The organism is Corallococcus carmarthensis (assembly GCF_003611695.1).
GTDB classification, from domain to species: domain Bacteria; phylum Myxococcota; class Myxococcia; order Myxococcales; family Myxococcaceae; genus Corallococcus; species Corallococcus carmarthensis.
Window position 1 is genome coordinate 13,471 of the sequence record NZ_RAWE01000047.1, and the last position, 26,173, is coordinate 39,643.

The window sequence follows — 26,173 nt, forward strand, 5'->3', positions numbered from 1 at the left end:
GCGCGCGAGTACGTAGCGCGGCGTCGCGGAATGCTGGTGACCGGATGTCGGGAAGGGCCCGGTCGCCGTTCGCTACCGAACCCAACTCCCCCTCCCCGCGCCTGGAGACCGTCAGGCCGGCTTCAGTGCTTGCGGCGCTGGAGCTTGCGCAGGCCCGTGAGCAGCGCCTCGCCGTCCGGCGTGCCCAGGCCCGTGCACGCGTTCCACACCGTCGCGTCGCTGGCGAAGTACGCGCCGTTGCCGCCGTGGGTGATGCGCCGGACGACGGGCTCACCCTCGGTGACGAGCGCGTACAGCCGGGGGTGGAGGAAGCCCACGCGTGCCCCCAGCGCCTCGTTGAGGCGGACGATGAGCGCGGCCCACATGGGCGCGGCGGCGCTCGTGCCCGCGGCCACGCCCTGCTGGCCCTTGAAGACGATTTGATAGCCGGTGTGCAGGTCCGCGTTCGCCGCGACGTCCGGCACGCCCCGGCCGGTGCCGCGGGAGACTTCGAACACGCCGTTCTTCCACGACGACATCACCAGGTCCGGCACGCCCATGCCCTGCTGGTACAGCGGCAGCGCGTTCATGGTGCTGACCCCGCCGCTGCTCGCGCCCGCGGCCGTGGCGGCGTTCCCCAGGATGCCCATGGACATCGCCTCGCCCAGGCGGTTCCACACGCGCTCGTGGTGGAGGACGTCTCCCACCGCGTCCAGCGTCGTGCCGCCGCAGCCCAGCACCAGCGCGCTCGCGGCGGGATAGCTCGTCGCGGCCACGGTGATGGCGCCGGTGGGCGAGTGGGCGTTGACGGGCACCTGCGAGCCCAGGTCGCCGGACGCGGCGCACACGGTGATGCCCAGCAGCGCCGCCTCGATGAAGAGCCGCTCGAAGGCCAGCTCCTCGCCCTGCTGGATGAGCGACCCTTCGTAGAAGGACCAGCTGGTGGTCAGCACCGACGGCAGGTTCTCCCGGTCGCTGATGGCCTCTGACAGGACGCGGTGGTAGTCGCGCAGCGAGTAGTCCTTCGAGCCCGCGTTGTAGACGACGACGCGCGCCGCTGGACACACGGAGGCCACCAGCTCCACGTCCATGGTGACCTCCGCGTTGGAGGCGGTGTTGAGAAGCCCCGCCTTGTTCGGCCCCACGTTCACCACTGGCGCCGTGCGCTCCACGCCCACCGACTCCAGGTATTGCGTCAGGTCCTCCGGCTTGTATCCGCCCGCCAGTTCGATGATGCCGACGCACTGGCCCTCGCCCTGGTTCTGGGGGTAGCGGTAGAGCTTCGCCACCTGGGGCGCCGTGTACGAGCGCACCCCGGCCTGCTTCGCCATCTCCCGGGGGATGGGCAGGGACGCCGAGTTGTGGGTGACGAGCGGCCGGGTGTCCAGGCCCAGGACCCACTCCGCCACGCCATGCAGCGCGCCCGGCAGGTTCACCGGCTTCGTGTGCGTCAGGTAGGACGTCTGCCCGTGCTGGTAGCGCCGCAGGTCCACGCCGAAGGCCTTGTTCATCGCCGCCGGGGCCCCCTGGAGGACCACGTAGCCCCGGTCGCGCTGCTCGGACACGACGCGCAGCGCGTGCTTCTTCGCGAAGGCACGGACGGTCTTCAGGTCCTTCGGATCCGTGCCGTACTTCGCCTCGAATTCGTCGTGGGTGAGCGGGCGGCGCGGAGGATCCGCGCACAGCTCCGCCACCGTGGGCAGCGGCGAGCCGTGGCGCAGCACCAGCGTCACTTCCACGGTGCCAGTGGCTGCGCGGCTCCGGAGGGGCGGATGCACGGATTCCGGGGACAGACGCGCGCTCTTCGACAGGGGGATGCGGGCCATGCGCGGCGTTCTACCACGCGGAGTCCGGGCTCCCGGTAGCCCAGGCCCGGTCGTATCCACGGGCGCGGGCCCCGGCTAGGCTCGCCCGCCTGCCCATGGACCGAGTCCTCCGCATCAAGCCCCACCTGCGCGCCGAGGTGCTCGACGCGCGGCGCGTGTTCCTCGTCGGGGAGCGCGCCCAGTTCCTGCTGGAGGGCGAGCTGCACGCGAGCATCGTGCCCCTGCTGGATGGTGAGCGCACCGTGGCGAACGTCATCGCCGCGCTGGCGGGACGGGCCTCCGCGCCGGAGGTGCTCTACGCGCTGTCGCTCCTGGAAGAGCGCGGGCACGTGGAGGAAGCGCACGACGTCTTCGACGCCAGCGTCGCCGGCTTCTGGGAGTCGCTGGGCGTGGGCGCGACCACCGCGGCCGGGCGGCTGCTGGACATGTCCGTCGCCGTGCGCGCCGTCGACGGCGAGGATGGGGAGCGGCTGGCGGAGGCGCTGCGCGACACTGGCCTGGACGTGCGCGAGGACTCCGACCGCCACGTGCTGCTGGTGGACGACTACCTGTCGCAAGAGGCGCTCGCGCTGGCCCGCGAGGCCCGGAGCGCGGGCGCGGCGTTCCTGCCGCTGAAGGTGTCGGGCACCACGTGCCATGCGGGCCCGGTGGTGGGCACCGGCGAGCGCGCCTGCTGGACGTGCCTCACGGCGCGGCTCCTGGACAACCGCCCCATCGAGAAATACCTCGCGCGCAAGGGTACCCCTCCGCGTGCCATCCGCCCGCCGCGCACGGGCCTGCCCACCACCGCGCAGGCGGGGCTGTCCTTCGCGGCGACGCTCGTGGCCCGCTGGGTGGTGGACGGGCCCACCGGCGCGGGCCAGACGCGGCTGTGGACGCTGGACTTCGCCACCTGGAAGCTGGAATCGCACGCGGTGACGCGGCGTCCGCAGTGCCCGGATTGCGGTGACCCCCACTGGATGGAGGCGCGCGCGAAGACACCGTTGGAGCTGGCCTCGCGCCCCAAGCGCTTCACCGGCGACGGCGGCCACCGCATCCTCACGCCCGAGGAGACCTGGGAGCGCCACCGCCATCTCATCAGCCCGGTGACGGGCGTGGTGAGCGACCTGCGCGCGGTGCCGGGCGACGCGCCCCTGGGCCACATCCAGTCCGCCGTCTTCCGCGTGTGCCCGTGGACGGACGCGCCGGCCTCCGACGACTTCCACCGCTTGGCCAGTGGCAAGGGCCGCACGGAGGCCCAGGCCCGCGCGGGCGCGCTGTGTGAAGCCCTGGAGCGCTACAGCGCGGTGTTCCAGGGCGACGAACCCCGAGTCCACGCCACGGCGTCGCAGCTGGGCGCGCGGGCCGTGCCTCCGGACGCGCTCCAGCACTTCAGCCCCGCGCAGTTCCAGGCCCGGTCCGAAGGCGGAGGCCGCCGCGACATGCGCACCGCGGTGCCCTTGCCGTACGCGGATCAACCCATGGACTGGAGCCCCGCGTGGTCGCTCACGCACGGGGTCGCCAAGTACGTGCCCACGTCGTTCGCGTACCTCTTCGCGCCCACGCTCGGAGAAGGACCGTTCTGCTTCTTCAACTCCAACGGGAACGCGGCGGGCAACTGCGTGGAGGAGGCCATCCTCCAGGGCTTCCTGGAGCTGGTGGAGCGCGATGCGGTGGCGCTCTGGTGGTACAACCGCCTTCGCCGTCCGCGCCTGGACCTGCGCTCCTTCGATGAGCCGTGGTTCGCGTCCGTGGAGGCGCACTACCAATCGCTCGGCGTCCAGTTGTCGGTGTTGGATCTCACGCACGACCTGGGCATCCCGGTGTTCGTCGCGCTCGCGTGGTCGCCGGAGCGCGGGCGGGCCTGGGCCGGGTGCGGTTGCCACTTCGACGCGAAGCTCGCCGTGCAGCGCGCGCTCACGGAGGTGGCCCAGTGCTACGACCCGCAGGACCTGTCCCCGTCGCCATGGGACTCCGGCGCGCACGACGACGTCACCTGGCTCTTCCCCGACGAATCCGTCCCCGCGCGCGTCCGCGCCGACTTCCCGCGCCTGTGGCATGACGACCTGAGGGACGACGTGCGCGAGTGCGTGGCCCGGGCCGCGCGCGTGGGCCTGGAGATACTGGTGGTGGAGCAATCACGGCCGGACGTGGGCGTATCCGCGGTGAAGGTCATCGTTCCGGGGCTGCGGCATTTCTGGCCCCGGCTGGGGCCCGGCCGGCTGTATGACGTCCCGGTGCGGATGGGGTGGCTCCAGGCCCCGAAGACCGAAGCGCAGCTCAACCCCGTGCCCTTCTACTTCTGAGCGATGGCGTCCGTCCTTCCCCCCAAGCCCCGCATCCTGCTCGTCCAGTGTGGCCCCGACCGGCGCCACGTGGACCGCGAGACGGAGGACTTCGACCCCGAGCGCGGACTGGTGAAGCGCGCGACGATGACGCCGCTGGCCTGCGCGACACTCGCGGCGCTCACGCCGGACGACTTCAGCGTGGACATCTGGGACGAGGAGCTGCACGGGCAGCTGCGCGCGGACACGGAGCTCGCGGACTACGACATCGTCGGCGTGTCGGTGATGTACTCCGCCCTCACCTACCAGGCGCGCTTCCTGGGCGGCCTCTTCCGCGACCGGGGCGCCACCGTGGTCGCGGGCGGCCCGGCCGTCTCCGCCGCGCCGGAGGACTACCGCGGCTTCTTCGACGCGCTCTTCGTCAACGAGGCGGAGCGCACCTGGCCGCGCTTCCTCTCGGACTGGCTCGGGGGTGAGTACGCGCCCGAATACCGGCAGCTCGACAAGCCCTCGCTGAGCGAAAGCCCCCTGCCCCGCTGGGACGCCATCGCGGCGGACCTGCCGCGCTACGCGTGGGGCTCCGTGCAGACCACGCGCGGCTGTCCGTTCGACTGCTCCTTCTGCGACGTCATCTACCTGTACGGCCGCAAGCAGCGGCACAAGCCGGTGGAGCGCGTGCTGGACGAGGTGCGCACCCACGCGGCGCTCGGGGCGGAGGGCGTCTTCTTCGCGGACGACGAGTTCATCGGGGACGCGGCCTACGCGAAGGAGGTGCTCGCGGGGCTGGTGCCCCTCAACCGCGCCCTGCCCCGCCCGCTGCGCTTCTTCACCCAGGTGACGATGAACCTGAGCCGCGACGCCGCGCTGCTGGAAGGCATGGCGGACGCCAACTTCTACACCGTCGTCCTGGGCATCGAGTCCTTCGACCCCGCCGCGCTCAAGGAGGCGCAGAAGCACCAGAACGTGCGCGCGGACCTCGTGGGCGACCTGCTGCGCATCCAGGCGCACGGCATTGGCCCCCGAGGCAGCTTCATCGTCGGGTTCGACCAGGACACGCCCGCGGTCTTCGACTCCCTGCACGCGAACATCCAGCGCACGCACCTGCCCTGGGTGGTGGTGGCGCCCCTCCAGGCCCCGCGCGGAACGAAGCTGTGGACGCGGCTGCGCGCCGAAGGCCGGCTCGCCACGCCCAGGAAGACGCACGCGAAGGACCGGGGCGCCATCGTGCTCAACGTGATGCCCCTGGGCATGACGCGGCCCCAGTTGCTCGAAGGCTTCCGCGACCTGGTGGAGCGGCTGTCCACCTGGGACGCCGCCTGCGAGCGCATCCGGGGCTTCATCGCCGGCATCCAGCGCCCGCCCCAGGTGAAGGAACCCGAATGGCCGGAGGCCGTCACCGACCGCTTCCTGCGCGAGGCCACCGCCGCCTGGGCGCTGACGCCCGCGGAGCGACAGGCATTGGGGGACACGCTCGCGGAGGTGCGCCGCACCGCCCCGGCGATGCTGCCGCGCGCGGTGTTCTTCCTCGCGCGCAACCAGAACGAGCGCCGCCGCCACGAGCGCCTCTTCACGGACTTCGACGCGGTGCTGGCCGCCGAACGGCTGGGCGACCTCGTCCCGGACACGCAGCCCGTCTACGTCCCGGCCACCTTCGCCACGGCGATGCGCGACGTGTTCCCGGACCTCTTCGTGCGCCTGAGCCGCGACCTGCCCGACCGCCGCGACGTGCCGGAGGCCTCGCGCGACGTGCTGGTGGACTTCGTCGCCCGCTGGGGCGAAGGCTTCCAGATGCTCCAGCCGCAGCACCACGAATTCCTGCGCGAGTTGTGCGACCGCGAAGTGGCGGCCCGGGGCGGACACCCGGGCCGCATGGAGGACGCGGAGGAGCAGGCCCTGCGCTCCCAGGCCCGCCGCACCGGCCTGCTGGAAGCGCTGCTCAAGGACGTGCGCGACGAACTCGCGAGCTGGGGACCCTGACGCATGCGCGACGGCCTTCGCATCTTCGACGCCGACCGGCACGTCCTGGAGCCGCTGAGCCTGTGGGCCGAGCAGCTGGAGCCCGGCCTGCGCAAACACGCACCCCGGCCTGGACGCCTGCCGGACGAGACCCTGGAAGCGCGCGTGGAGCGGCTGGGCCCCCAGGGCCTGTTGCCCGTGCTGCCCCTGCCGGAGGTGGACGGCAAGCCGCTGTGGAACCACATGCCGGAGAAGGCCTGGGTGGAGTTCTCCTCGCGCTCCTACGCGCAGCTGGGCCGCAATGAGCTCCTGCAGCGGCCGGACGTGTACCTGGCCCAGATGGACCGCGATGGCGTGGACATGGCGGCCCTCTTCCCCACCTACGCCCTGCTCCTGGAGGGCTTCTCCCCCCTGAAGCCCCGCGTCGCCACCGCGTTCGCGTCCGTCTACAACACCTGGCTGCAAGGCTTCTGCGCGCACCAGCCGGAGCGCCTGCGGGGTGTGGGGCTCATCAGCCGGCATGAACCCGAGGCCATGGTGGCGGAGGTCCGCCGCGTCGCGGGCTTCGGCTGGCGCGCGGTGATGGTGCGGCCCAACCCCATCGGGGGCCGCCTCCTGTCGGACGCCGCCTATGAACCCTTCTGGTCCGAGTGCGAGAAGCTCTCACTCGCGGTGGTGCTCCACGGCAGCGGCCATGTCTACGTGCCGTCCGCGGGCGCGGACCGCTTCGACACCCGCTTCGCCAACCACGTCTGCGCCCACCCCATGGAGCTGATGATGGGACTGCTCGCGCTCCTCCAGGGGGGCGTGCTGGAGCGGCACCCGGCCCTGCGCATTGGCGCCATGGAGGCCGGCTGCGGGTGGTTGCCGTACTGGGCGTGGCGTCTGGATGAGGAATATCGCGCTGTGGGTGCAGAGGTCTCCGCCACCATCCGACAGCTCCCTTCCTCCTACCTGCGCCGGCACTGCTTCGTTTCCATGGAGCCGGATGAACCGTACGTGTCTGACATGGTGCGCCACCTCCCGGAGGACCGCCTGGTCTTCGGAAGCGACTTCCCGCATCTGGACCACGGCGAGGATGTGCTGGGTTCGATGCTGTCCTTGCGTGACGCAATGACCGAAAGTCGTCTACGAAAGGTTCTCTGGGAAAACCCGACTCGGTTCTACGGTGTGGAACCGTGAGGCCGCACGAATGAGATTGTCGCTCGCCGAAGGTGTGGCGCTGCGTTGCCCCGACGCGGAGGACGCGCGCGTGGAAGGCCCTGGCCGCTCGCTGCGGTTGGGCCCGCTGGCTCCCGGTGTGCGCGCCGTCTTCGAATCGCTCGCGGACGGAGGCATCCACGAGGCGGAGGTGCCGGCCGCCGCGGGCTCGGACACGACGCTGGCGTGGTACTGGCTGGACCTGGCCGGCGACGGAGGCCTGCTGTCGTGGACGGTGGAGGAGCGGGGCAACCTGCTGCTCACGCTCACGCCGGCCTCCGCGTCGTTCCTGCGCCACCGCGCCACGTTCGACGCGACCCAGCCGCTGCAGCTGTCGCGCTTCGCGCACACGCGCATGGCGGAGGGCCGCGCGGTGCTGGACTGCCCCACGGTGCACGCCACCGCGGCGCTGCACGACCGGCGCGTGGTGTCGCTGCTCTTCGACATGGCCCGCCCCACGCTGCTGGCGCGGCTCAACCAGTTCAACACCGGCATCGAGTCCTTCACGCTGCGCGAGCTGGTGCGCCTGCTGGCGGAGACGGGCATCCTGGTCCCCAACGGCCTGGACGTGCCGGCGTCGGAGGAGACGCAGACAGCGCTCAAGCAGTGGGAGCCGCACGACCTGCTCTTCCACCTGCGCTCGCGGGGCTGGGGCCACCAGACGCGCGCGGGCGCCACCTACCGCTTCCGGGGAGAGCTGCCCAACCCGCCCGCCATCAAGCCGTCGGTGACGCAGGAGGCGGTGGACCTGTACCGGCCGGACATGGAGAAGCTGCGCACCGGGGACAGCACCTTCACGGAGGTGCTGGAGGCCCGCCGCAGCCTGCGCGGCCGGGGCGCGACCCCGCTCACCGTGCAGCAGCTGGGTGAGCTGCTCTACCGCGCCGCGCGCGTGCGCGACGTGCGCACCACGCAGGACGGAGAAATCACCGACCGGCCCTACCCCGGCGCGGGCGCGGTGTACGCGCTGGAGCTCTACCCGATGGTGGGCGAGTGCCAGGGCCTGGCCCCGGGCGCCTACCACTACGATCCGCTGGGCCACCGGCTGGAGAAGCTGAGCGGCCCCACGCCGGAGTTCCACGCGCTGCTGGACGAAGCCCGCGCGCCGGTGGAGCCCTTCGAGCGGCCGGAAGTGCTGATGGTGGTGGCCGCGCGCGTGCCGCGGCTCGCGTGGAAGTACGAGACGCTGGCGTACTCGCTGGTGCTGCAGGACACCGGAGCGCTGGTGCAGACGCTCTACCTGGTGTCCACCGCGCTGGGACTGCGGCCCTACGCGCTGGGCCGGAGCGACCCGGACTTCTTCCAGCGCGTGGCGGGCGTGGACGGCTTCGGCGAGGCGTCCGTGGGAGCCTTCGCGGTGTCGGGGGGCGATCCTCCGGACCCGGCCCCCTGAGCGCCCCGAGCCTGGGCGGCGGTCAGCAGCAGGGACTGCCGCAGCAGTGCGAGCGGCCGTAGGTGTCGGTGAGGCTGGAGAGGGCCACGGCGTGGTCCGCCACGTCGGCCGGCTTCTTCGGCAGGTGCAGCTCCACCTCCGCGCTGTTCACCTTCCAGGTGCCGTCCGTCTCCGCCGCCTTCGTCGTGGAAGGAACGACCTTCAGGTGGATGCTGGCGGGCAGGTCGAAGTCGAAGCGCGCCTTGAGGGCCTGACGCGGATCCTTCTTCAGCGCGGCCTCGAAGTCCGGCTCCTTCCACGCCAGCGCGACAGCGCGCATCCACACCGCCTGCCAGTCATTCACCGTGGCCTTGCCTCCGGGGCTCCGGGTGGGCTTGCGCGCCACCGGGCGGGCCCGTGCGGGCGCGGGCGCGGCCTTCGACTCCGGCTTCTTCTTGCTCATGTCAGCGTTCTCCTCCCAGCGCTCCCAACAGTGCGCGGGCCTCCGAGACGGGCGGCGTTTCCCATCCTTCGGAGAAAGTACTGTAGACCGTTTGCAGCCGCTGCCGGGCTTCTTCCTGTCTTCCCGACGCCTGGAGCACTCGCGCCAGAGCGGTGACGGCCTGCAGCTCGCGCATCCGCGCCCCCTGCGCGTGCGCCACCTCCGCCGCCTGGCGGAAGCACGTCTCCGCGGAGAGTGCAGTGTTTCCATCCCGCTGCATCAACACCTGCCCCTTGACGCGAAGCAGCTTGGACTCGTGGTACGCCTCGCCCAGGGCCTGCGCGCGCTGCCGGCCGCGCTCCACGGACGCGAGCGCCGCTTCGACGTGGCCCAGCTCCAGCTCCAGCTCCGCGAGCATGGCGTAGTAGGCCGGCTGGTCCATCTCCGTGCCGAACGCCTCGCGCATCGCCACGCTGCGCCGCACCGCCTCCAGGTCCTTCACCGCCCAGCCGCGCAGGATGCCCACGTAGGCGGACTGCTCCAGCAGGCCGTAGCGGTGGGACAGCTCCGCGTGCTGGGCGATGAGCTGGAGCGCCTCCGCCCGGTCGCCGTGCTCCTGCGCCATCAGCAGCAGGTAGATGAAGGACAGGCCAATGCTGGTGCCGTGGTTCAGCTCGCGGCCCCACGCCACCGCGGCCTCGCCGTGCGCCTTCGCCTGGTCCGGGAAGCCCAGCAGCCACAGCCCCCGGCACAGCACGGACTCACCGCCCACGCGCGTGTCCTGTCCGTAGAGGATGCGGTGCATCCGGTGCGCGACCGGGTCGAAGAGCGCCAGGCACCGCTCCGCCTTCGCCTTCGCATCGCCCAGGCGGCCCTCCAGCAGCTCGATGTTAGAGAGGATGGTGAGCGCCACCGCCTCCTGCCCCGCGTCCCCGGTGCGCTGCGCCAGCGCGACCAACCGGTCCAACAGCCCGCGCACCCGGCGCTGATCACCCCCCAGGTGGTAGAAGATGGAGAGGACCCACAGCGTCGGGGCCGCGTAGGGGCTCTCGCCCACCGTGAAGAGCAGCTCCAGCGAGCGCTCGGCCACGGTGCGCAATTCCTGTGAGCGCCAGCCCTGCGTGGACATCAGCGCCGGCGCGAGCACGCCGTTGAGGCTCAGCTCCAGCTGCGCGCGCTCCACCGGGTCGTCGATGGCGTCCAGCCACGACAGGCCCAGCCGGGCGAAGAGGATGGCCTCCAGGTAGGCGGAGCGCACCAGCGCGGCGAACGCGGCCTTCTGCGCGTAGACGATGGCCTTGCGCTTCAGGTTCGCGGCGGACAGGTGGTGCGCGAGCAGGTCCGGCCGCGACTCCACCTGCTCCGGGAAGTGCGCCTCCAGCGCCTCCGCCGTCTTCGCGTGCACCTGCTGCCGGTACCGCTTGAGCATGGAGTCGTAGGCCGCGTCCCGCACCAGCGCGTGCTTGAAGAGATACACGGGCCCCTTCGGCCGGCGCTTGCGGTGCAGGAGCCCCGAGCCCACCAGCCGCTCCAGGTCCGCCTCCAGCGCCTCGGGCGTCAGCGGGCTCACGTGGCGCAGCAATTCATGCGTCAGCTCACGGCCCAGCACGGAGGCGATCTGCGCGGTCTCCTTGCCGCGGCCCAGCCGATCCAGGCGAGCCACGAGCAGGTCGCGCAGCGTCCCCGGCACCGCGGGCCCCGCCTTGCCTGCCTCCAGCGCGAAGCGGCCCTCGCGCTCCACCAGCGCGCCGGACTCGCGCAGCGTGCGCACCAGCTCCTCCACGAACAGCGGGATGCCGTCCGTGCGCGTGACGATCTCCTCCAGCGCCTCCGCGGAGAGCGCGCCTCCCGCGGCGGCGGTGGCCAGCCGCTCCACCTCCGCGCGAGCGAGCGCGCCCAGCTGAACCAGCGTCACCGATGACGCGGCCCAGGGCGGCTCGAACTCCGGGCGCGCGCTGAACACCGCGAGCAGGCGTGACGAGGACACCTCCTCCACCAGCGCCTTGAGCAGCTCCAGCGTGGACGGGTCCGCCCAGTGCAGGTCCTCCAGCGCCAGCACCACCGGCTGACGCTCCGCCATCGCGGCGAGGAACGCGAGCAGCGCGTTGCGAGTGAGCTCCCGGTGCTTCAGGGGCGACACGTCCAGCGGGGCCCAGCGCTCCGGCGGCAGCGGCAGGGACAACAGCGACGCGAACAGGGGCAGCGTCTCCGGCAGGTCGAAGCTGTAGCCGGACAGCAGCGCCTCCAGGCCCGTCAGCCGGCCTTCGGGGGACAGGTCGCGGTTCGGATCCAGCATCCGCGTGAGCAGGTCCACCACGGGCGCATACGCCTGGCCGGAGCTGTCCGCCGTGCCGCGGGCCTCCAGCCACGTGTGGGGCTCCGCGCCCAGCCGGTCTCCCAGCTCCCGCGTGAGGCGCGACTTGCCGATGCCCGGCTCGCCGGTGATCAGCACCGCCTGCCCCTGCCCCGCGCGCACCTGCTCCCAGCGCGACAGCACCAGGTCCAGCTCCCGCGCGCGGCCCACCAGCGTGAGCGCGTCGTCGGTGCCGCTCCACGTCGCGTCCGCGCCCTGGAGCGCGAACGTCTCCAGGCCCGGTGGCAGCAGCTCGTTGGGGGACGCGGGCACGGGGTCCAGCGGGAAGTGCTTGCGCACCAGCTGCTGCGTGTCGCCCGTGACGAGGATGGCGCCAGAAGGCGCGGAGGTGGACAGCCGGAAGGCCAGCTTCGGCGTGGTGCCCACCACGAAGCCCAGGCCGGAGAGCGTGGGGTCCCGCTGCTCGCGCGACACCACGAGGCCCGTGTGCAGGCCCACGCGGATCTCCACCCGCGTGCCGCGCTCGGCTTCAATCGCGCGGCCGCGCCGCTTCACCTCGGCCACCATGTCCAGCGCCGCCTGCGCCGCGCGCCGTGCGTCGTCCTCCCGCGCCGCCGGATAGCCGAAGTAGAAGAGGACGATGTCGCCCAGCGCGCTGGCGATGTGGCCGTTGTAGCGCCGGGCGATCTCGATGCAGACCTCCTGCTGGGCGCCCAGCACGTGGTCCAACTCCTCGATGTCCACCGGCCCTGGCGCCGTCTGCGTCGCGGACAGCGTGCAGCACACCACCGTCAGCTGGCGGCGCTCGCCTTCCGCCCACCGGCGGGCGCGCGTGGACAGGGCGTTGGGCGTGCGGCTGGACAGCTCCACCGTCGCCGTCTCGGCGTTGGGGGCCGCGGGCTGGATGCGCACGGGCGCGGGCCGGCGCGGCAGGTTGGACACGTCCACCGCCTCCAGCTGGCGCAGCAGCACCTCCGCGGACACGGTGCGCTGGGAAGGGTCCTTCGCGGTGGCGCGCTGGAGCAGCTTGCCCAGCGGGTGCGCGGCGATGGCCGGCGGGATGGCCACCGGCTCCGTGGAGAGCTGCTGGAAGATGACCTCCGCGACGGTGGCGCCCTCGAAGACGCGCCGGCCGGTGAGGCACTCCAGGAACACCAGTCCCCACGCGTACAGGTCCGAGCGCGGCGTGGGCGCCTGCCCGCGAAGCTGCTCCGGCGCCGCGTAGGACGGCGTGCCCAGCGACTCATTGGTGGACGTGATGCGCGGCTGCGCCTCCGCGCGCGTCAGCTCGTCCGTCACCGACCCGATGCCGAAGTCCAGCACCAGCGCGTTGCGCCGCGCGCCCGTGGGCACGACCATGATGTTCGCGGGCTTCAGGTCGCGGTGCACCACGTTCTGCGCGTGCGCGCACGCCAGCGCGTCCAGCAGCTGGAGCATCAGGTGGCGCGTCTCCACCGGATCCAGCACGCCCTCCTCCGCGAGCACCTGCGCCAGGTTCTTCCCCGGCACGAACTCGAAGATGGAGTAGACGGCGCCGCCCTGCGCCCGCCCTGAATCGATGAGCCGCACGATGTTCGGGTGGTGCATCTGCGCGCACAGCTTCATCTCGCGCTCGAAGCGCGCGCTGCGGCGCTCCACGGACTCTGGCGTCGCGCCGTCCGTCAGCCGCAACAGCTTCACCGCGACGTTCTGGCCGGTGGTCACCTGGCGGGCCTTGTAGACGCGGCCGAAGCCGCCCTCGCCCAGCTCGGACAAGAGCTCGTACCGGCCCTGGAAGGCTTCCAACAGCTGGGGATCCATGGGGTTCTTCATCGCGTTCCCGAGCCTCGCTCCGTTGATGACCGTCCCCCCCGCCTGGGCAGGGTGATGACGAACTCCGTGAACTCACCCGGCACCGTCTCCATGCGGAAGGTACCCTGGTGGCCCTGCACGATGATGTCATGGCTGAGTGACAGCCCCAGCCCCGTACCCTGCCCCGGCGGCTTCGTGGTGAAGAAGGGGTCGAAGATTCTCGCCGCGCTCTCCGCGGGGATGCCCGGCCCGTTGTCGCGCAGCCGGACCTCCACCTGTTCCTGCCGCGCGAGGGTACGGACTTTGAGCACCGGCACGTACGTGGTGCCCTGGGCCTGGCGCTTCTGACGCATGGCGTAGAGCGCGTTGTCCACGACGTTGATGATGACGCGGCCCACCTCCGCGCGGCTGAGCTCCAGCTGGCCCACGGCCGGGTCGTACTCGGCATCCAGGCGGACGGTCAGGGGCTCACCCCGCATGCCGCCCTGCCCCAACGCGACGCTCTCCGCGACCAGGGCGTTCACTTCCACCAGGGCTCGCGGGCCGGGCGAGCGGCGCGCGTGCTGGAGCATGCCCTGGATGAGCGCGTCCGCGCGGCGGCCGTGCTCGTTGATCTTCTGCACATTGGTGCGCAGGCACGCGAGCGCCTCGTCCACGTCGCGCACGGACTCCGGCGTCAACCGTTCGCGCTGCGGCTCCATCACGCTGGCCAGGTCCTCCGTGAGGCCCACGGACAGGCCGGCGAAGTTGCTGATGAAGTTGAGCGGGTTGCGCAGCTCGTGCGCCATGCCGCCCACCATGGCCGCGAGCGAGGCCAGCTTCGCGTCCATGATGAGCTGCATGCGCTGCACCGTCTCCTGTTCGATGCGGCGGTAGAGCCGGGCGTTCTCCAGCGCGAGCGCCGCCTGCCCCGCGAACGCGACGAGGAAGTCCAGGTCGTCCTCGGAGAAGCTCTTGGGCGTGGAGACGTTGTCCACGTACAGCACGCCCAGCACCTCGTCGCGGGGCTTGAGCGGCACGCACATGGAGGCGCGGATGGAGCTGAAGATGACGGACTCCGCGGCGCCCAGGCGCGGATCATTCACCGCGTCGGAGAAGAGGGCCGCCACGCTCCGGCGCAGCACGAAGTCCACGATGTTCTGGCTGTAGATGGGCCCGCGTACGGCCGTGCCCTCCGCCGTCTTCGACACGCGCGGCTCCATCTTCCCGGTGGCCTCGTCCATCAGCAGGATGACGCCCCGCTCCACGTGGAGGATCTGAAACGCCAGGTCCAGCACCTTGCCGGGCAGCGCCTCCAGGTCGTCCGTGACGGACAACAGCTTCGCCACCTCCTGGAGGATGCGCATCCGTTCGCGGGAGCGCGTGGCGGTGCTGGGGGCCTCCACCGCGGACTTCTCCGTGCCGGACACCGCCTGCACCAGCGTCTTCAGCGGCACGCGGGTGAGTGCGCGCGTGAGCTGGGGACGGGGCTCGTCCGGCGCGCCGGACGACGCGCCGGACTGGCCCGAAGGCACGGACGACGGGGGTTCGTGGGTGAGCAGGAAGACGAGCTCGCCCAGGGTCAGCGTGTCGCCGGGGCGCAGCTCCTTGCGGCGGATCTGCACGCCGTTGACGAAGGTGCCGTTCTTGCTCTGCAGGTCCGTGACGAAGACGCGCCCGTCGGAGGACTCGATGCGGGCGTGCTGGCGCGACAGGCTGCGGTGGGGAATGCAGATGCCCTGGTCGTCCGCGCGGCCAATGGTGATGGGCGCGTCCGCCAGCGGGTAGGACAGCTCATCCGGCTGCCCTGGGTTGTAGACGAGCATCGGCACGGCCTGGAACCCCCTCCCGGGGGTAAGCCTAACCGAAAAGCCCGCCCCGCCGCCCCGGGTGGGAGCGACGAGCGGCGTGGCGCCTGACTAGGCGGCGCTCGCGGCGGAGGCCAGCAGGCCCCGGTCCCGCAGCGTGTCGAGGATGCGCTCCAGGCCCGCCTCCACCGTCTCCGCGTCGGAGCGAACGGTGATTTCAGGGGACTCGGGCGGCTCGTAGGGATCCGACACGCCGGTGAAGTGCGGAATCTCACCGGCCAGGGCCTTCTTGTAGAGCCCCTTCACGTCGCGGGCGATGAGCGCGTCCAGGCTGGCCTGGACGTAGACCTCCAGGAACGGGATGCCGGCCTGGGTGGCCAGGGCGCGCACCTCGTCCCGGGAGCTCTTGTACGGCGAGATGGCGGCGGTGATGACGCCCACCTCGTGCTTCGCCAGCACGCGCGCCACATAGCCGATGCGCCGGACGTTCTCCTCGCGGTCCGCGCGGCTGAAGCCCAGACCGCGGGACAGGTACGTGCGCACCTCGTCCCCGTCGAGCAGCTCCACGCGCTGCACGGGCGAGAGCTGCCGTGCCACCGCGGCGGACAGCGTGCTCTTGCCCGCGCCGGACATGCCAGTGAACCAGAGGATGAAGCCCGGACGCTGTTGCATCGCCATTCCCTACCTGTCCACGGCGGGGCCGTTGATCATCCCCGCGCCCACGGTGGCGTTGGTGCCTTCGTCCACGAGGATGAAGCTGCCGGTGCTGCGGTTGCGCCGGTACTCGTCGAAGAAGAGCGGCACCGTCGTGCGCAGCGTCACCCGGCCCACCTCGTTGAGCTTGAGGCCGGGGGTCTGGTCGTCGCGGTGCAGCGTGTTGACGTCCAGCCGGTAGTGCAGCTGCTTCACCATGGCGCGCGCCATGCGGGTGGTGTGCTTGATGGCCAGCCGCGACCCGGTGGACAGCTGCGTCGTGTCCGACAGCCAGGTCACCATCGCGTCGATGTCCTGGCTCGCGGTGGGCGGGTTGCCCGGGCGGCACAGCATGTCGCCGCGGCTGATGTCCAGCTCCTCCTCCAGCGACACGTTCACCGACATGGGCGGGAACGCCTCCGTCAGCGGCTTGCCGGCGAGCTCCAGCGACTTGATGCGCGTGGTGAAGCCGGACGGCATCACCATCACCTCGTCGCCCGGGCGCATCACGCCGCCCAACAGCTGCCCGGAGTACGCGCGGTAGTCGTGGAACTTCTTCGCGGACGCGGGCCGGATGACCCCCTGCACGGGGAAGCGCAGGTGGATGAGGTCGCGGTCGGACGCGATGTGCACGTTCTCCAGGTGGTGCAGGAGCGTGGGGCCCTGGTACCAGGGCATCTTCTCCGAGCGCGTCACCACGTTGTCCCCGCCCAGCGCGGAGATGGGGATGAACGACAGGTCCGTCACGTCCAGCTTCATGGAGAACTGGCGGAACTCCTCCCGGATGCGGTCGAAGATGCCCTGGTCGAAGTCCACCAGGTCCATCTTGTTCACGCACAGCACCAGGTGCGGCACGCGCAGCAGCGACGCGATGAACGCGTGGCGGCGCGTCTGCTCCAGCACGCCCTTGCGCGCGTCCACCAGGATGAGCGCCAGGTCCGCCGTGGACGCGCCCGTCACCATGTTGCGCGTGTACTGAAGGTGTCCGGGCGTGTCCGCGATGATGAACTTGCGCTTCACCGTGGAGAAGTAGCGGTACGCCACGTCGATGGTGATGCCCTGCTCGCGCTCGGCCTTCAGGCCGTCCAGCAGCAGCGCCAGGTTGACGTACTCGTCGCCCCGGGCGTGGCTCGTGCGCTCCACCGCGGCGAGCTGGTCCTCGAGGATGGACTTCGTGTCGTACAACAGCCGCCCGATGAGGGTGCTCTTGCCGTCATCCACGGAGCCCGCGGTCGCGAATCTCAGCAGTTCCACTAGAAGTATCCCTCGCGCTTGCGGTCTTCCATCGCCGTCTCAGAGAACTTGTCGTCCGCGCGGCTGGCGCCACGCTCCGTCACGCGGGAGGCCGTCACCTCCGCGATGACCTGCTCCACCGTGGACGCGGTGGAGGGCACGCACGCGGTGCACGTCATGTCGCCCACGGTGCGGAAGCGCACCGTCTCCGTCGTCACCGTCTCGCCGGGCATCATGGACATGAAGGGCGACCAGGCCATCAGCATCCCGTCCCGGCGGAACACCTCGCGCCGGTGCGTGTAGTAGATGGACGGCAGCGCCACGTTCTCCCGGCCGATGTACTGCCAGATGTCCAGCTCGGTCCAGTTGGACAGCGGGAACACGCGCAGGTGCTCACCGCGGCGGTGGCGGCCGTTGTAGAGCGCCCACAGCTCCGGCCGCTGGTTCTTCGGATCCCACTGGCCGAACTCGTCGCGGAAGGAATACACGCGCTCCTTCGCGCGGGCCTTCTCCTCGTCGCGCCGGGCACCGCCGAAGACGGCGTTGAAGCCGTTCTTCTCGATGGCCTCCAGCAGGGGCTGCGTCTGCAGGCGGTTGCGGGACGCGCGAGGACCCTTCTCCTCCGTCACCTTGCCTGCATCGATGGCCTCCTGCACGGACGCGACGATGATCCGCGCGCCCAGTTCCGCCACCCGTTCATCGCGATATTGGATGACCTCCGGGAAGTTGTGCCCCGTGTCCACGTGCATCAGCGGAAACGGTAGCGGTGCGGGCCAGAAGGCCTTGACCGCCAGGTGCAACATCACCGCGGAGTCCTTCCCACCGGAGAAGAGCAGCACCGGCCGGTCCAGCTCCGCCGCGACTTCCCGGATGATGAAGATGGACTCGGCTTCCAGCGCCTCAAGATGTGAAAGCTCGTAGCTCACGGCCGGGCAAGCTACCACAACCCTCCCGCCGCCCAACCGTGGCCCATGAAAGTTTCCGCGTCTTCGGGCCCTGAGACACACCGGATGCGACATGCGGGAGGGGGCGGTGAAACAAGGCCGTCCGACCTGCTGGGACGGATGTTTCACGGGCCCACGCCCGGTGCGTGCCCGGGGGCCTCACCGGGGGTGCGGGAGGGCATTCCCGCGAGGGAGGCCCATGGTATAGACGGCCGCGCCATGGCAAGCGCCTCCCCTCCCGTCCTTGATCGCTGGTTCCCCTCCCGCAAGCCGCTTCCGGAGCCGCGCCTGCGCCTGTTCTGCCTGCCCTTCGCGGGTGGGAGCGCGGCCATCTACACGCCCTGGAGCATGGCGCTGCCCACGGGGGTGGAGCTGTGCGCGGTGCAGCTGCCCGGGCGCGAGCGGCGCCTGATGGAGCCCGCGCTCAAGTCCATGCCGGAGCTGATGGACGTGCTGATGCCGGCGCTGACGCCGCTGATGGACCGGCCCTTCGCGCTGTTCGGCTACAGCATGGGGGCGCGCATCGGCCTGGAGGTGGCCCGGACGCTGAAGCGCCAGGGCGGGCCGAAGCCGCTGGGCTTCATCGCGGCGGCGGCGCCCCCGCCGTCGCACAACGAGCGGGACCCCATCCACAAGCTGGATGATCCGGGCTTCATCGCGAAGCTGCGCGAGTACGACGGCACGCCGGAGGAGGTCCTCCAGCACAAGGAGCTGCTGGAGCTCATCCTCCCCACGCTGCGCGCGGACTTCGCGCTGGCCTGGTCCGAGGACGGCGCGGACGCGGCCCCGCTGGACATCCCGCTGTCCGTGTACGCGGGCAAGGGGGACAAGCACGTGGAGCTGGCCACGATGGAGCACTGGCGCGAGGAGTCCACCGCCGACGTGCGCATCCGCCACTTCGATGGCGGCCACTTCTTCATCCGCACGCACGGGCCGCCGGTGCTGGCCGCCGTGCGCGAGGACCTGACGCGCTGGATGACGGCCGCGACCTAGACGGCGCGGATGCGCGATAGTCCCGCGCATGGCTCAGCACCGCATCCACGCGGGGACGGACATCGCCTGCGTGGGAATCTGGGACGCCGGACTCCCCTCCGCGAAGCATCCCATCGAGGGAAAGGCGCTGGAGGCGAGCGCCGTGCGCGGGGAGGTGCTCGTCATCGACACCAGCGCGGACGGCGGCTACATCCTCCAGGTTCACGTTGATGAGCCGTTCGTCCCACTGCCCGGGAAACGGTTCGACACGATCGGGAACGAGCTGGGGCTCCACCTCGGTTCGGGAACCGCGATGGCGGGTGGGTGCGAGGACTTTCGCAATCCCCGCCCGCGGATCACGTCCGCCGAGGACCGGTTCCACGTCGAGCCCTCCTGGTATCGCGTCCGTGTCCATTTCAACCGGATGGAGGACCCCGAGGAGGAGCAGCGCGCCCACGAGGAGGCAGCGCGAGCCCTGACCTCCGAAGAGCTGGCGAGGTACCTCCGGATGGGCAAGTCGCTCCGCACGGGCTGGCTCATCGTGGCGGCGTCGGCGGTGGCCGCCCTCATGACCTCCGCGTTCCTCCAGGCCGGGCCCACCCTGGGCGCGCTTGGCGCGGGGATGGCCGTGGCGGCGGGCTGGGGCCTCTTGCGTCTCAAGCGGGGCGACTACGACGCGCTCCACCTGCGCTACCAGCGCGCTCTCAAGGCGGCCTACCCGCCGGACATCGTCCTGGAGCTGCACCGCGCGCCAGGCCCCCTTCCGGGAGGCACCGTGGCACTGGACGGCCCGCCCGCCCCCTGACGTCAGCCGTAGGCTCAGGCCGTCTTGACGACCGGGGCCATGTCCCCGGCGAGCGGCACGGTGTGCTGCCAGCGCACGGAGAGCGCCCCACCCCGGGGCCTGCGGAAGGCCACCGCCGCCTGATGCCGCGTGGACGGCTGGTGCTGCATGAACTGCCACACGTCCGGCAGGTCCTGCATCCGAGGGTCGAAGGAGATGTGCGGCATCTGCCCCGGCACCAGGTCGAAGGCGAATTGATCCAACGGCAGGGACAGGCCCGCGCCTCGCGCCTTGATGTAGGCCTCCTTCAAGGTCCAGTACTCGAAGAAGCGCTTGCGCTGGAGCTCCTTCGGCAATGCGCGCAGGGCCTGCACCTCCGTCCTGGCGAAGTAGTGGTCGGCGATCTCCACCGTCTCCCCCGGCCGGTCGGCGTCCTCGATGTCCGCGCCCAGGTCCACGTCCCGGCCCACCGCGACCAGGGCCATGCCGTCGGTGTGGCTCAGGTTGAAGCGCAGCCACTGGCCCACCGGACCGACGATGGCGGGACGGCCGTACTCGTTGGGCACGAAGCGCCAGGCCTCCGGCGCGACGGGGGCGTAGCGCGACAGGGTCAGCCGCACCAGCGCATGGGACACGAGGTACTGGCGCTGGTGCCGCTCGAAGTGGAAGCGCCGCTGCCGCTCGCGCTCGCCGGTGTCCAGCAGGGCCTTGTAGGCCTCCAGCAGGCGCGGGTCTTCGATGCGCTCGGGTTCGACGAGCCACACGTGGACCTCGTCGGGGCGCAGGTCGAGGGGCGAGGAGGAAGAGGACGCCGTCATGTCGCGCAGGCAATCAGGAACCGCCGCGCCTGTCACGGGGGCTGGTCCGGCCTGGAGCCGGGCGCGTAGGCTTCACGGCCCAACGGCTAGGGGGAGGAACGCATGGACCTGTCCACCGCGACGACGAAGCTCCAGGCGCTGCGCCGGGACATGACCGGCCACACGGACCGGGACGACGAACGCCGCATCCTGGACCTGCTGGCGGGCGCCACCAGCGAGGAGCTGAACTTCCTCCTGTCCAACGTGGACCTGGTGCGCCTGCTGTCGGACCTGGATGACCGGCTCCTGGGCCCCGACCATCACACCGAGCTCCTGGACCTCTTGTGCGCGCGCCGTGCGGCGGAGCTGTCCCTGCCGGTGCGCGCGTCGCTGGCCACCGCGCTCCAGAAGGGCGCCACGCACGCGCAGGCGGAAACGCGGCTGCGCGACCTGTTCCTGGGGTTGAAGGGCCGGGAGCTGACCGGGTTCAAGAACCTGCTGGACGCGGGCGGCGAGTACCACGACCTGCACAAGCTGGTGTTCGACGACGTGGACGACGTGGCGGTGCGAACGCAGGTGCTCGCCCACTTCCAGCGCGAAGCGCAGGCCTTCCCCAGCGGCGAGAACAAGGTCCTGAGCGACATTGACGACACGTTCTTCGTCAACTGGGTGGACAAGCGCTATCCGTCGAAGACGGTGTACCCGGGCGTGCTCACGTTCTACCAGGAGCTGGACCGGGGGCCGGGCATCATCCCGGGCCGCGCGGGCGACCTCGTGTTCGTGAGCGCCCGTCCGCAGGATCCGCTGGGCCTCATCGAGAACGCGACGCTGGACTCGCTGAGCAAGCGCGGCGTGCCGCTGGCGGTGATGCTGTCCGGCAGCTTCTTCTACCTGGTGGGCAACACGCGCATCGCGCAGAAGAAGTTCGAGAACTTCGAACAGTACGCGCGCCTCTTCCCCGAATACGGCTTCGTCTTCGTGGGAGACAGCGGCCAGGGCGACGTGGAGTTCGGCGCGAGGATGCGCACGGCCCTCCCCCAGGCGGTGCGCGCCGTGTTCATCCATGACGTGGTGGCGACGCCCCAGCAGAAGCGCGACGCGTGGCGCGCACAGCACGTCTTCTTCTTCGACACCTACGTGGGCGCTGCGGTGGACGCGTTCCACGCGGGCGTCATCTCCCGGGACGGCGTGGACCGCATCTCCGCCGCCGCGACCGAGTCCCTGGCGGCCATCACCTTCACCTCCCCTGCCCAACGCCAGGCGCGAGAGGCGGAGCTGGCACGGGACCTGGCCCTGGCGTCGGCGCTGCCCCGGGCGCCTGGCGCCGCGCGGACAGGGCGCGACTGAAGCTTCCCTGACAGCCCTCGGCCCACCGGTCCCGGGCAGTTGGCGGGACGTGCGAGACACCCCAACCTTCCGTGCGCTTCACAGGGGTGGAGCGGCCGTCTGGGGACGGAAGGAAGGGCTCCGGGAAGTTCCCGGGGCCCTTCCGGGGCGTGAGGGGGCGCGCGGGGCCGATGGAACTGTTTCCCATCCATTTGCTGTTCATCGTCGTGTTGATGAACCGCTACATCCTTGGCCCCTTCTTGAGGCGGCTGAAGGGGCGGCGGTTCGAGCGGGTGGATGACACCTACCGCCCGAAGGTCGCCATCGTCGTTCCGCTGTTCAACGAAGGCCAGGGCATCTTCCACACGGTCAAGGCGCTGCTGGATCAGGACTATCCCAGCGAGCTCACGGAGATCATCGTCGTGGATGACTGCTCGCGCGACGACAGCGTCGCGTGGGCCACCAAGGCCGCGGAAGGGCACCCCAACGTCCGGGTGATGCGCAACCCGGAGAACATGGGCAAGCGCAAGGGCATCAACCGGGGCGTCCGCGCCGCGGAGGCCGCGGAGATCATCGTCTCCGTGGACTCCGACGTGGTGGTGGAGCGCAGCGCGGTGCGCCAGCTCATCCGCCGCTTCGTCCACCCCAACGTCGCCGCGGTGGGCGGACGCACCTTCGTCATCAACCGTCACCAGAACTGGCTGACGCGGATGATCGAAATCAAGTTCCACTTCGCCCAGAAGTGGCTGAAGGACCTGGAGCGCTCGTTCCGCCAGGTGATGTGCCTGTCCGGCTGCCTCACCGCGTACCGCCGCTCCGTGCTGCTGGAGCTGGAGCCCATCCTGGAGGCGCGCGCCATCGCGGGCATCCCCATCAAGTACGGCGAGGACCGCTTCCTCACGCGGCAGATCGTCAAGCACGACTACGAGACGGTCTACACGCTGGACGCGTTCTGCTTCACCGCCGCGCCGTCCACGCTCGCGGGATACTTCAGCCAGCAGCTGCGGTGGCGGCGCTCCAACCTGGTGGACCTCCTCTGCGGCCTGTCGCACGCGTGGCGGCTGCACCCGGTCATCACCGTGCACTACGTGTCGCAGCTGGCGCTGCTGCTCGCGTACCCGGTGGTCATCGTCCACAACATGCTCAACGGCGAGTTCTGGGACATCCTCGCGTTCCACTTCCTGGTGATTGGCCTCCTGGGCTTCATCTACCGGATGGAGACGCGCTACCTGCCCGAGGACCGGCGCGTGCCCGCCGTGAGCTTCCTGCCCATGGCGCTGCTCATGCCGGTGACGTACGCGCTCTTCACGCCGCTGGCCCTGCTGACGCTCGACTCCGGGAGCTGGGAGACGCGCGGCAGCCCGACGCCGGCCTCTGCCCCGGCACCCTCCCCCGCCCCCGCGAAGCTCACTTCCAACTCCGCAGGCGAGGGAACTCCGTCATGAACCAGCAGGTCGCCAACCGGCTCAACTCCGTCGCCGTCTCCGCATACAAGTTCATGGGGTCGGTGCTGCTGGCGCTGATCCTCCTGGGCCTGATGTCGTTCCTCGCGGTGCAGGGCTTCTTCCTGGCGAGCACCAGCTGGGTGGCGCCCACCATCCTGTCGCCCACCGACCCCAACGTCCTGTCGCTCAACGCGCAGGCGGCGCAGCAGGAGTCGGAGCGGGACGGGCTGCTCGCGCAGCGGCGCGAGGCGTCCGACCGGCTTCAAGAGGCCGACCGCACCCTGGCCACGGAGCGGTCCTTCCAGCAGCGCTTCGTCGTGGCCCTCAAGGGCGAGAAGCGCTCCCGCGACCGGCTGGCGAAGCGGCTGTCCTCGCTGCGCCAGGAGTACCTGCGCGCGGGCGGGGAGATCGCCGAATCCAACCGCGCGTTCAGCGGCCTGGCGCGCACCCGCACGAACGCGCTCTACGGCGCGAAGCTGATGGAGCGCGAGGACGTGCTCACCACGAACCACCACCTGGCGCAGATGGCGCAGAGCAACCTGTCGCTGGCGCAGGAGACGGTGGACCTGGACATGCGCCTGGACACGCTCCGGCGCGAGAGCGAGGGGCTCACCGCCGCGGAGAACGGCCTGGGCCGCGACGACGCCCCGGAAGGCCTCACCACGGACACGCTGCTGCTGGAGCGTGAATACACGCAGTCGGTGCTCGTGATGGCGCGGGCGGAGGCGCAGCGCAAGAGCCTGGAGGCGGACGTGCTCGCGCTGGATGAGCGCATCCGCCGCTTCAACCACCTGCTCCAGGTGGTGCATGCCTCGCCGTACCTGAAGGCGCTGGAGCAGAACCTCACGGTGGCCTTCGTGCCCTACGAGAACCTGCCCAACGCCCGGGCCGGCACGCCGCTCTACACCTGCGCGCTGAAGATCTTCTGGTGCCGCGAGGTGGGCGTGGTGGGGCCGGTGCTGGAGGGGGAGATCTCCCAGCAGCACCCCATCCGCCAGTACCACTTGCGAGGCGTGATGGTGGAACTCCAGCTTCGGGATGCGCCAAGCGCGCGCGAGCCGCTGCTTCACCTGGGCCATCCCCCGTTGATGCTGTGAGCCCTGTCTTGAAAAAGGAAAGGAAGCGGAGGATGCGGACGAGCCTCGCGAGAGGAGCCCTGCTGGGGCTTGGGTTGTGGGCGGGCATGGCCCCAGCGGCGGAAGAAGCGGGGACGGTGCGGGCCCAGGGCGACCTCGCGAAGGGCTACTGCGAGCGCGTGCGCGGCACCTCGCGCGCGGAGGCCGCGCTGGAGCTGGCGCCAGAGGTGTTCGCCAGCGTGGGCGCGGTGAACGCGGGCGACGCGATGGGCGGCTCGGACGACACGCCACTGGGCTCGCCCAAGCTGCGCGTCACCGCGGGGCTGGGCTACGACTTCGTGGGTCTCTACCGGGGCCACACGCTGCGCTCGCGCGCGGAGGCCGAGTGCCGGCGCTACCAGGCGCTCGCGGCGCTCCAGAGCGCCGTGGAGCAGGGTTCACGGCTGGGCGAGGCGGCGGCGTTGGACGCGCGTGCCCGGGCGCTGGCCGCGTCCCTGCCCCGCGCGGAGACGCTGGTCGCGGAGCTGCGCAACGACCTGCGCGACGGCGGCACGACGCTGGAGGAGCTCAACGCGGTGCAGGTGCGGTTGGATCACCTGCGCTCGCTCGCGCGCGACACCGCCCAGGCGCGCGAGCAGCTGGCGCTCGAACCCGCGCCGCCGGAAGGGCAGACGCTGAGCGCGCTGCTCAGCGCCTTCGAGGCCGCGGATGATCAGGTGGAGGTCCTGTCCGGCGGCCTGCGCACGGCATCCGCGTGGCGCCTGAGCGTGCGCGGAGGCTACGACGAGGTCTTCAACGTGGAGCAGGACACGCCCCTCTTCGGCCAGCTCACGCTGGGCTACAACCTGGGCCACCTGTGGCAGGGCCGGGCCAACGCCCAGGCCCGCGAGGGCCGCCGCCAGGAGACGCGCGACGCGGTGGACGGAGCGCCCCGGCGGGTGCGCCAGCTGCTGGGCGAGCTGCGCATCACCGAGCGGAGCGAACAGCAGCGGCTGGGCGAGGTGTCCGCGCTGGTGACGGACCTGCAGGGACAGCTGCGCGAGGTGGAGCAGTTGCAGACGCGGCAGGTGCGCCGCTTCCGGGACTACCTGCTGCTGGAGCTGGCACGGCTCCAGGCGGAGCAGGCCTACCTGGGCGCGCACCTGGAGACGCTCCGCTCGATGCTGGGGAGCACGGGGCCATGAGCGACGCACGGCAACGGCGGTGGGTGGCGCTCGGAACGTCGGGCGTGTTGATGCTGTGGGCAGGAGGACTGCTCCTGAGCCACGGCGCCTGCAACGGCACGAGGAAGCCCATGGACTCCCCTGCATCCTCCAGCACGCGCGCGCTTCGCGCGGATCCGCTGCCCTCGAAGGATGGCCTGTCCCCCGTCACGCGACGGCAGCTGCACATCACGGAAGGGCAGCTCGTGAGTCTCCAGGAGGAGGAGCCAGACGGGACGCACTTCGCCATCGAGGTGCCTCGTCAGCGCGCGGTCGTGCCGGAGACGACGGGCGACGAAGCGGTGCTGCGCTTCACCTGGCTGGGCATCACCGACCCGGCGATTCCGCTGGCGTCCGGCCAGCAGCGCGAACAGGTGGGCCTCAAGCTGCGCGCCAGGGATGGCTGCAACGTCATCTACGCCATGTGGCGCATCGCGCCTTCCGCGGGCATCGTGGTCAACTTCAAGCGCAACCCGGACGACCATGAAAGCGGCGAGTGCGGCAACGCCGGCTACACCACCGTGCGGCCACGCTTCATGGAGCCGTTGGACAAACTCTCCCCGGGCGAGTCGCATGTGCTGCGTGCCCGCATCGACGCGGACGTGCTGACCGTGTACGCGGACGGCAAGCGCGTCTGGGAGGGCATCCTGCCCGCGGATGCGCTCGTGCTGGAAGGCCCCGCCGGGATGCGCACGGACAACGCGCGCGTGCGCTTCCAACTGCTCGTGCCCCAGACAGCGGGAACCACGTCGCGACGGTGAGCCCCTGGC

19 protein-coding genes are annotated in these 26,173 nt (G+C 71.0%); 11 read left to right on the forward strand and 8 right to left on the reverse strand.

The genetic code is table 11. The annotated features are described in order from the left end of the window. Positions 1 to 122 precede the first annotated feature (122 nt). The gene (locus D7X32_RS15320; RefSeq protein WP_120603289.1) at positions 123 to 1,805 is read right to left on the reverse strand and encodes a S53 family peptidase; all 1,683 of its coding nucleotides are present in this window, start codon (positions 1,803 to 1,805) and stop codon (positions 123 to 125) included. Between the two features lie 95 nt (positions 1,806 to 1,900). Here D7X32_RS15320 and D7X32_RS15325 point away from each other — a divergent pair, with 95 nt between their 5' ends. The 4 genes from D7X32_RS15325 to D7X32_RS15340 are packed head-to-tail and all read left to right on the forward strand — an operon-like array spanning position 1,901 to position 8,618. Continuing rightward, the gene (locus D7X32_RS15325) at positions 1,901 to 4,090 is read left to right on the forward strand and encodes a TOMM precursor leader peptide-binding protein (protein ID WP_120603290.1); all 2,190 of its coding nucleotides are present in this window, start codon (positions 1,901 to 1,903) and stop codon (positions 4,088 to 4,090) included. A gap of 3 nt (positions 4,091 to 4,093) precedes the next feature. After that, on the forward strand, positions 4,094 to 6,046 hold the full coding sequence (locus D7X32_RS15330; RefSeq protein WP_120603291.1) for a B12-binding domain-containing radical SAM protein: 1,953 nt from the start codon (positions 4,094 to 4,096) through the stop codon (positions 6,044 to 6,046). A gap of 3 nt (positions 6,047 to 6,049) precedes the next feature. After that, positions 6,050 to 7,207, forward strand: a complete 1,158-nt coding sequence (locus D7X32_RS15335) for an amidohydrolase family protein (RefSeq protein ID WP_120603292.1) — start codon at positions 6,050 to 6,052, stop codon at positions 7,205 to 7,207. 10 nt (positions 7,208 to 7,217) lie between these two features. Beyond that, positions 7,218 to 8,618: a SagB family peptide dehydrogenase gene (locus D7X32_RS15340; RefSeq protein WP_120603293.1), complete on the forward strand. Its 1,401-nt coding sequence runs from the start codon at positions 7,218 to 7,220 to the stop codon at positions 8,616 to 8,618. Between the two features lie 22 nt (positions 8,619 to 8,640). Here D7X32_RS15340 and D7X32_RS15345 read toward each other — a convergent pair whose 3' ends face one another. The 6 genes from D7X32_RS15345 to cysD all read right to left on the reverse strand — a co-directional run bounded on the left by D7X32_RS15345 (position 8,641) and on the right by cysD (position 17,783). Further along, a complete protein-coding gene (locus D7X32_RS15345; RefSeq protein ID WP_120603294.1) occupies positions 8,641 to 9,060 on the reverse strand; it encodes a BMA_0021/BMA_0022 family TOMM bacteriocin in 420 nt (139 codons plus the stop codon). Position 9,061: 1 nt separating this feature from the next. Beyond that, complete coding sequence (locus D7X32_RS15350; RefSeq protein WP_244239026.1) at positions 9,062 to 13,153, reverse strand: TOMM system kinase/cyclase fusion protein; 4,092 nt, start codon at positions 13,151 to 13,153, stop codon at positions 9,062 to 9,064. Positions 13,154 to 13,161: 8 nt separating this feature from the next. After that, entirely contained in the window at positions 13,162 to 14,949 is a 1,788-nt protein-coding gene (locus D7X32_RS15355) for an ATP-binding protein (protein WP_120603296.1), read from the reverse strand. 93 nt (positions 14,950 to 15,042) lie between these two features. Further along, on the reverse strand, positions 15,043 to 15,603 hold the full coding sequence (gene cysC, locus D7X32_RS15360) for an adenylyl-sulfate kinase (RefSeq protein ID WP_120603297.1): 561 nt from the start codon (positions 15,601 to 15,603) through the stop codon (positions 15,043 to 15,045). 9 nt (positions 15,604 to 15,612) lie between these two features. Continuing rightward, positions 15,613 to 16,878 carry a sulfate adenylyltransferase subunit 1 gene (locus tag D7X32_RS15365; protein WP_120603298.1) on the reverse strand — a complete coding sequence of 422 codons (1,266 nt, stop codon included), beginning with the start codon at positions 16,876 to 16,878 and terminating at the stop codon, positions 15,613 to 15,615. Then, on the reverse strand, positions 16,878 to 17,783 hold the full coding sequence (gene cysD / locus D7X32_RS15370; RefSeq protein ID WP_120603299.1) for a sulfate adenylyltransferase subunit CysD: 906 nt from the start codon (positions 17,781 to 17,783) through the stop codon (positions 16,878 to 16,880). Before cysD ends, D7X32_RS15365 begins: the two co-directional genes overlap by 1 nt. 237 nt (positions 17,784 to 18,020) lie before the next feature. On the opposite strand from cysD, the gene D7X32_RS15375 reads away from it, so the two are divergent. Then, on the forward strand, positions 18,021 to 18,794 hold the full coding sequence (locus D7X32_RS15375) for a thioesterase II family protein (protein WP_120603300.1): 774 nt from the start codon (positions 18,021 to 18,023) through the stop codon (positions 18,792 to 18,794). 28 nt (positions 18,795 to 18,822) lie between these two features. Beyond that, positions 18,823 to 19,578, forward strand: coding sequence for a hypothetical protein (locus tag D7X32_RS15380; RefSeq protein WP_120603301.1), 756 nt, complete (start codon positions 18,823 to 18,825; stop codon positions 19,576 to 19,578). A 14-nt stretch (positions 19,579 to 19,592) separates the two neighbouring features. On the opposite strand, the gene D7X32_RS15385 is transcribed toward D7X32_RS15380, so the two are convergent. Continuing rightward, positions 19,593 to 20,375 carry a 4'-phosphopantetheinyl transferase family protein gene (locus D7X32_RS15385; RefSeq protein WP_120603302.1) on the reverse strand — a complete coding sequence of 261 codons (783 nt, stop codon included), beginning with the start codon at positions 20,373 to 20,375 and terminating at the stop codon, positions 19,593 to 19,595. 102 nt (positions 20,376 to 20,477) lie between these two features. Here D7X32_RS15385 and D7X32_RS15390 point away from each other — a divergent pair, with 102 nt between their 5' ends. The 5 genes from D7X32_RS15390 to D7X32_RS15410 all read left to right on the forward strand — a co-directional run bounded on the left by D7X32_RS15390 (position 20,478) and on the right by D7X32_RS15410 (position 26,164). Then, positions 20,478 to 21,701, forward strand: coding sequence for a phosphatase domain-containing protein (locus tag D7X32_RS15390; protein WP_120603303.1), 1,224 nt, complete (start codon positions 20,478 to 20,480; stop codon positions 21,699 to 21,701). Between the two features lie 170 nt (positions 21,702 to 21,871). Next, positions 21,872 to 23,125, forward strand: a complete 1,254-nt coding sequence (locus D7X32_RS15395; RefSeq protein ID WP_120603304.1) for a glycosyltransferase family 2 protein — start codon at positions 21,872 to 21,874, stop codon at positions 23,123 to 23,125. Further along, a complete protein-coding gene (locus tag D7X32_RS15400; protein WP_120603305.1) occupies positions 23,122 to 24,222 on the forward strand; it encodes a hypothetical protein in 1,101 nt (366 codons plus the stop codon). Before D7X32_RS15395 ends, D7X32_RS15400 begins: the two co-directional genes overlap by 4 nt. Positions 24,223 to 24,254: 32 nt before the next feature. After that, on the forward strand, positions 24,255 to 25,385 hold the full coding sequence (locus tag D7X32_RS15405) for a hypothetical protein (RefSeq protein ID WP_120603306.1): 1,131 nt from the start codon (positions 24,255 to 24,257) through the stop codon (positions 25,383 to 25,385). Further along, on the forward strand, positions 25,382 to 26,164 hold the full coding sequence (locus tag D7X32_RS15410) for a hypothetical protein (protein WP_147450164.1): 783 nt from the start codon (positions 25,382 to 25,384) through the stop codon (positions 26,162 to 26,164). Before D7X32_RS15405 ends, D7X32_RS15410 begins: the two co-directional genes overlap by 4 nt. Positions 26,165 to 26,173: the final 9 nt, after the last annotated feature.

What these genes read in the sequence shown, in the direction of transcription:
- D7X32_RS15385 (WP_120603302.1), bottom strand. Translation starts at nt 20,375, where the DNA reads ATGACGGCGTCCTCTTCCTCCTCGCCCCTCGACCTGCGCCCCGACGAG.
- D7X32_RS15410 (WP_147450164.1), top strand. Translation starts at nt 25,382, where the DNA reads ATGAGCGACGCACGGCAACGGCGGTGGGTGGCGCTCGGAACGTCGGGC.
- D7X32_RS15390 (WP_120603303.1), top strand. Translation starts at nt 20,478, where the DNA reads ATGGACCTGTCCACCGCGACGACGAAGCTCCAGGCGCTGCGCCGGGAC.
- D7X32_RS15320 (WP_120603289.1), bottom strand. Translation starts at nt 1,805, where the DNA reads ATGGCCCGCATCCCCCTGTCGAAGAGCGCGCGTCTGTCCCCGGAATCC.
- D7X32_RS15400 (WP_120603305.1), top strand. Translation starts at nt 23,122, where the DNA reads ATGAACCAGCAGGTCGCCAACCGGCTCAACTCCGTCGCCGTCTCCGCA.
- D7X32_RS15355 (WP_120603296.1), bottom strand. Translation starts at nt 14,949, where the DNA reads ATGCTCGTCTACAACCCAGGGCAGCCGGATGAGCTGTCCTACCCGCTG.
- D7X32_RS15395 (WP_120603304.1), top strand. Translation starts at nt 21,872, where the DNA reads ATGGAACTGTTTCCCATCCATTTGCTGTTCATCGTCGTGTTGATGAAC.
- D7X32_RS15340 (WP_120603293.1), top strand. Translation starts at nt 7,218, where the DNA reads ATGAGATTGTCGCTCGCCGAAGGTGTGGCGCTGCGTTGCCCCGACGCG.
- D7X32_RS15380 (WP_120603301.1), top strand. Translation starts at nt 18,823, where the DNA reads ATGGCTCAGCACCGCATCCACGCGGGGACGGACATCGCCTGCGTGGGA.
- D7X32_RS15405 (WP_120603306.1), top strand. Translation starts at nt 24,255, where the DNA reads ATGCGGACGAGCCTCGCGAGAGGAGCCCTGCTGGGGCTTGGGTTGTGG.
- D7X32_RS15335 (WP_120603292.1), top strand. Translation starts at nt 6,050, where the DNA reads ATGCGCGACGGCCTTCGCATCTTCGACGCCGACCGGCACGTCCTGGAG.
- D7X32_RS15375 (WP_120603300.1), top strand. Translation starts at nt 18,021, where the DNA reads ATGGCAAGCGCCTCCCCTCCCGTCCTTGATCGCTGGTTCCCCTCCCGC.
- D7X32_RS15345 (WP_120603294.1), bottom strand. Translation starts at nt 9,060, where the DNA reads ATGAGCAAGAAGAAGCCGGAGTCGAAGGCCGCGCCCGCGCCCGCACGG.
- D7X32_RS15325 (WP_120603290.1), top strand. Translation starts at nt 1,901, where the DNA reads ATGGACCGAGTCCTCCGCATCAAGCCCCACCTGCGCGCCGAGGTGCTC.
- cysC (WP_120603297.1), bottom strand. Translation starts at nt 15,603, where the DNA reads ATGCAACAGCGTCCGGGCTTCATCCTCTGGTTCACTGGCATGTCCGGC.
- D7X32_RS15350 (WP_244239026.1), bottom strand. Translation starts at nt 13,153, where the DNA reads ATGGATCCCCAGCTGTTGGAAGCCTTCCAGGGCCGGTACGAGCTCTTG.
- D7X32_RS15330 (WP_120603291.1), top strand. Translation starts at nt 4,094, where the DNA reads ATGGCGTCCGTCCTTCCCCCCAAGCCCCGCATCCTGCTCGTCCAGTGT.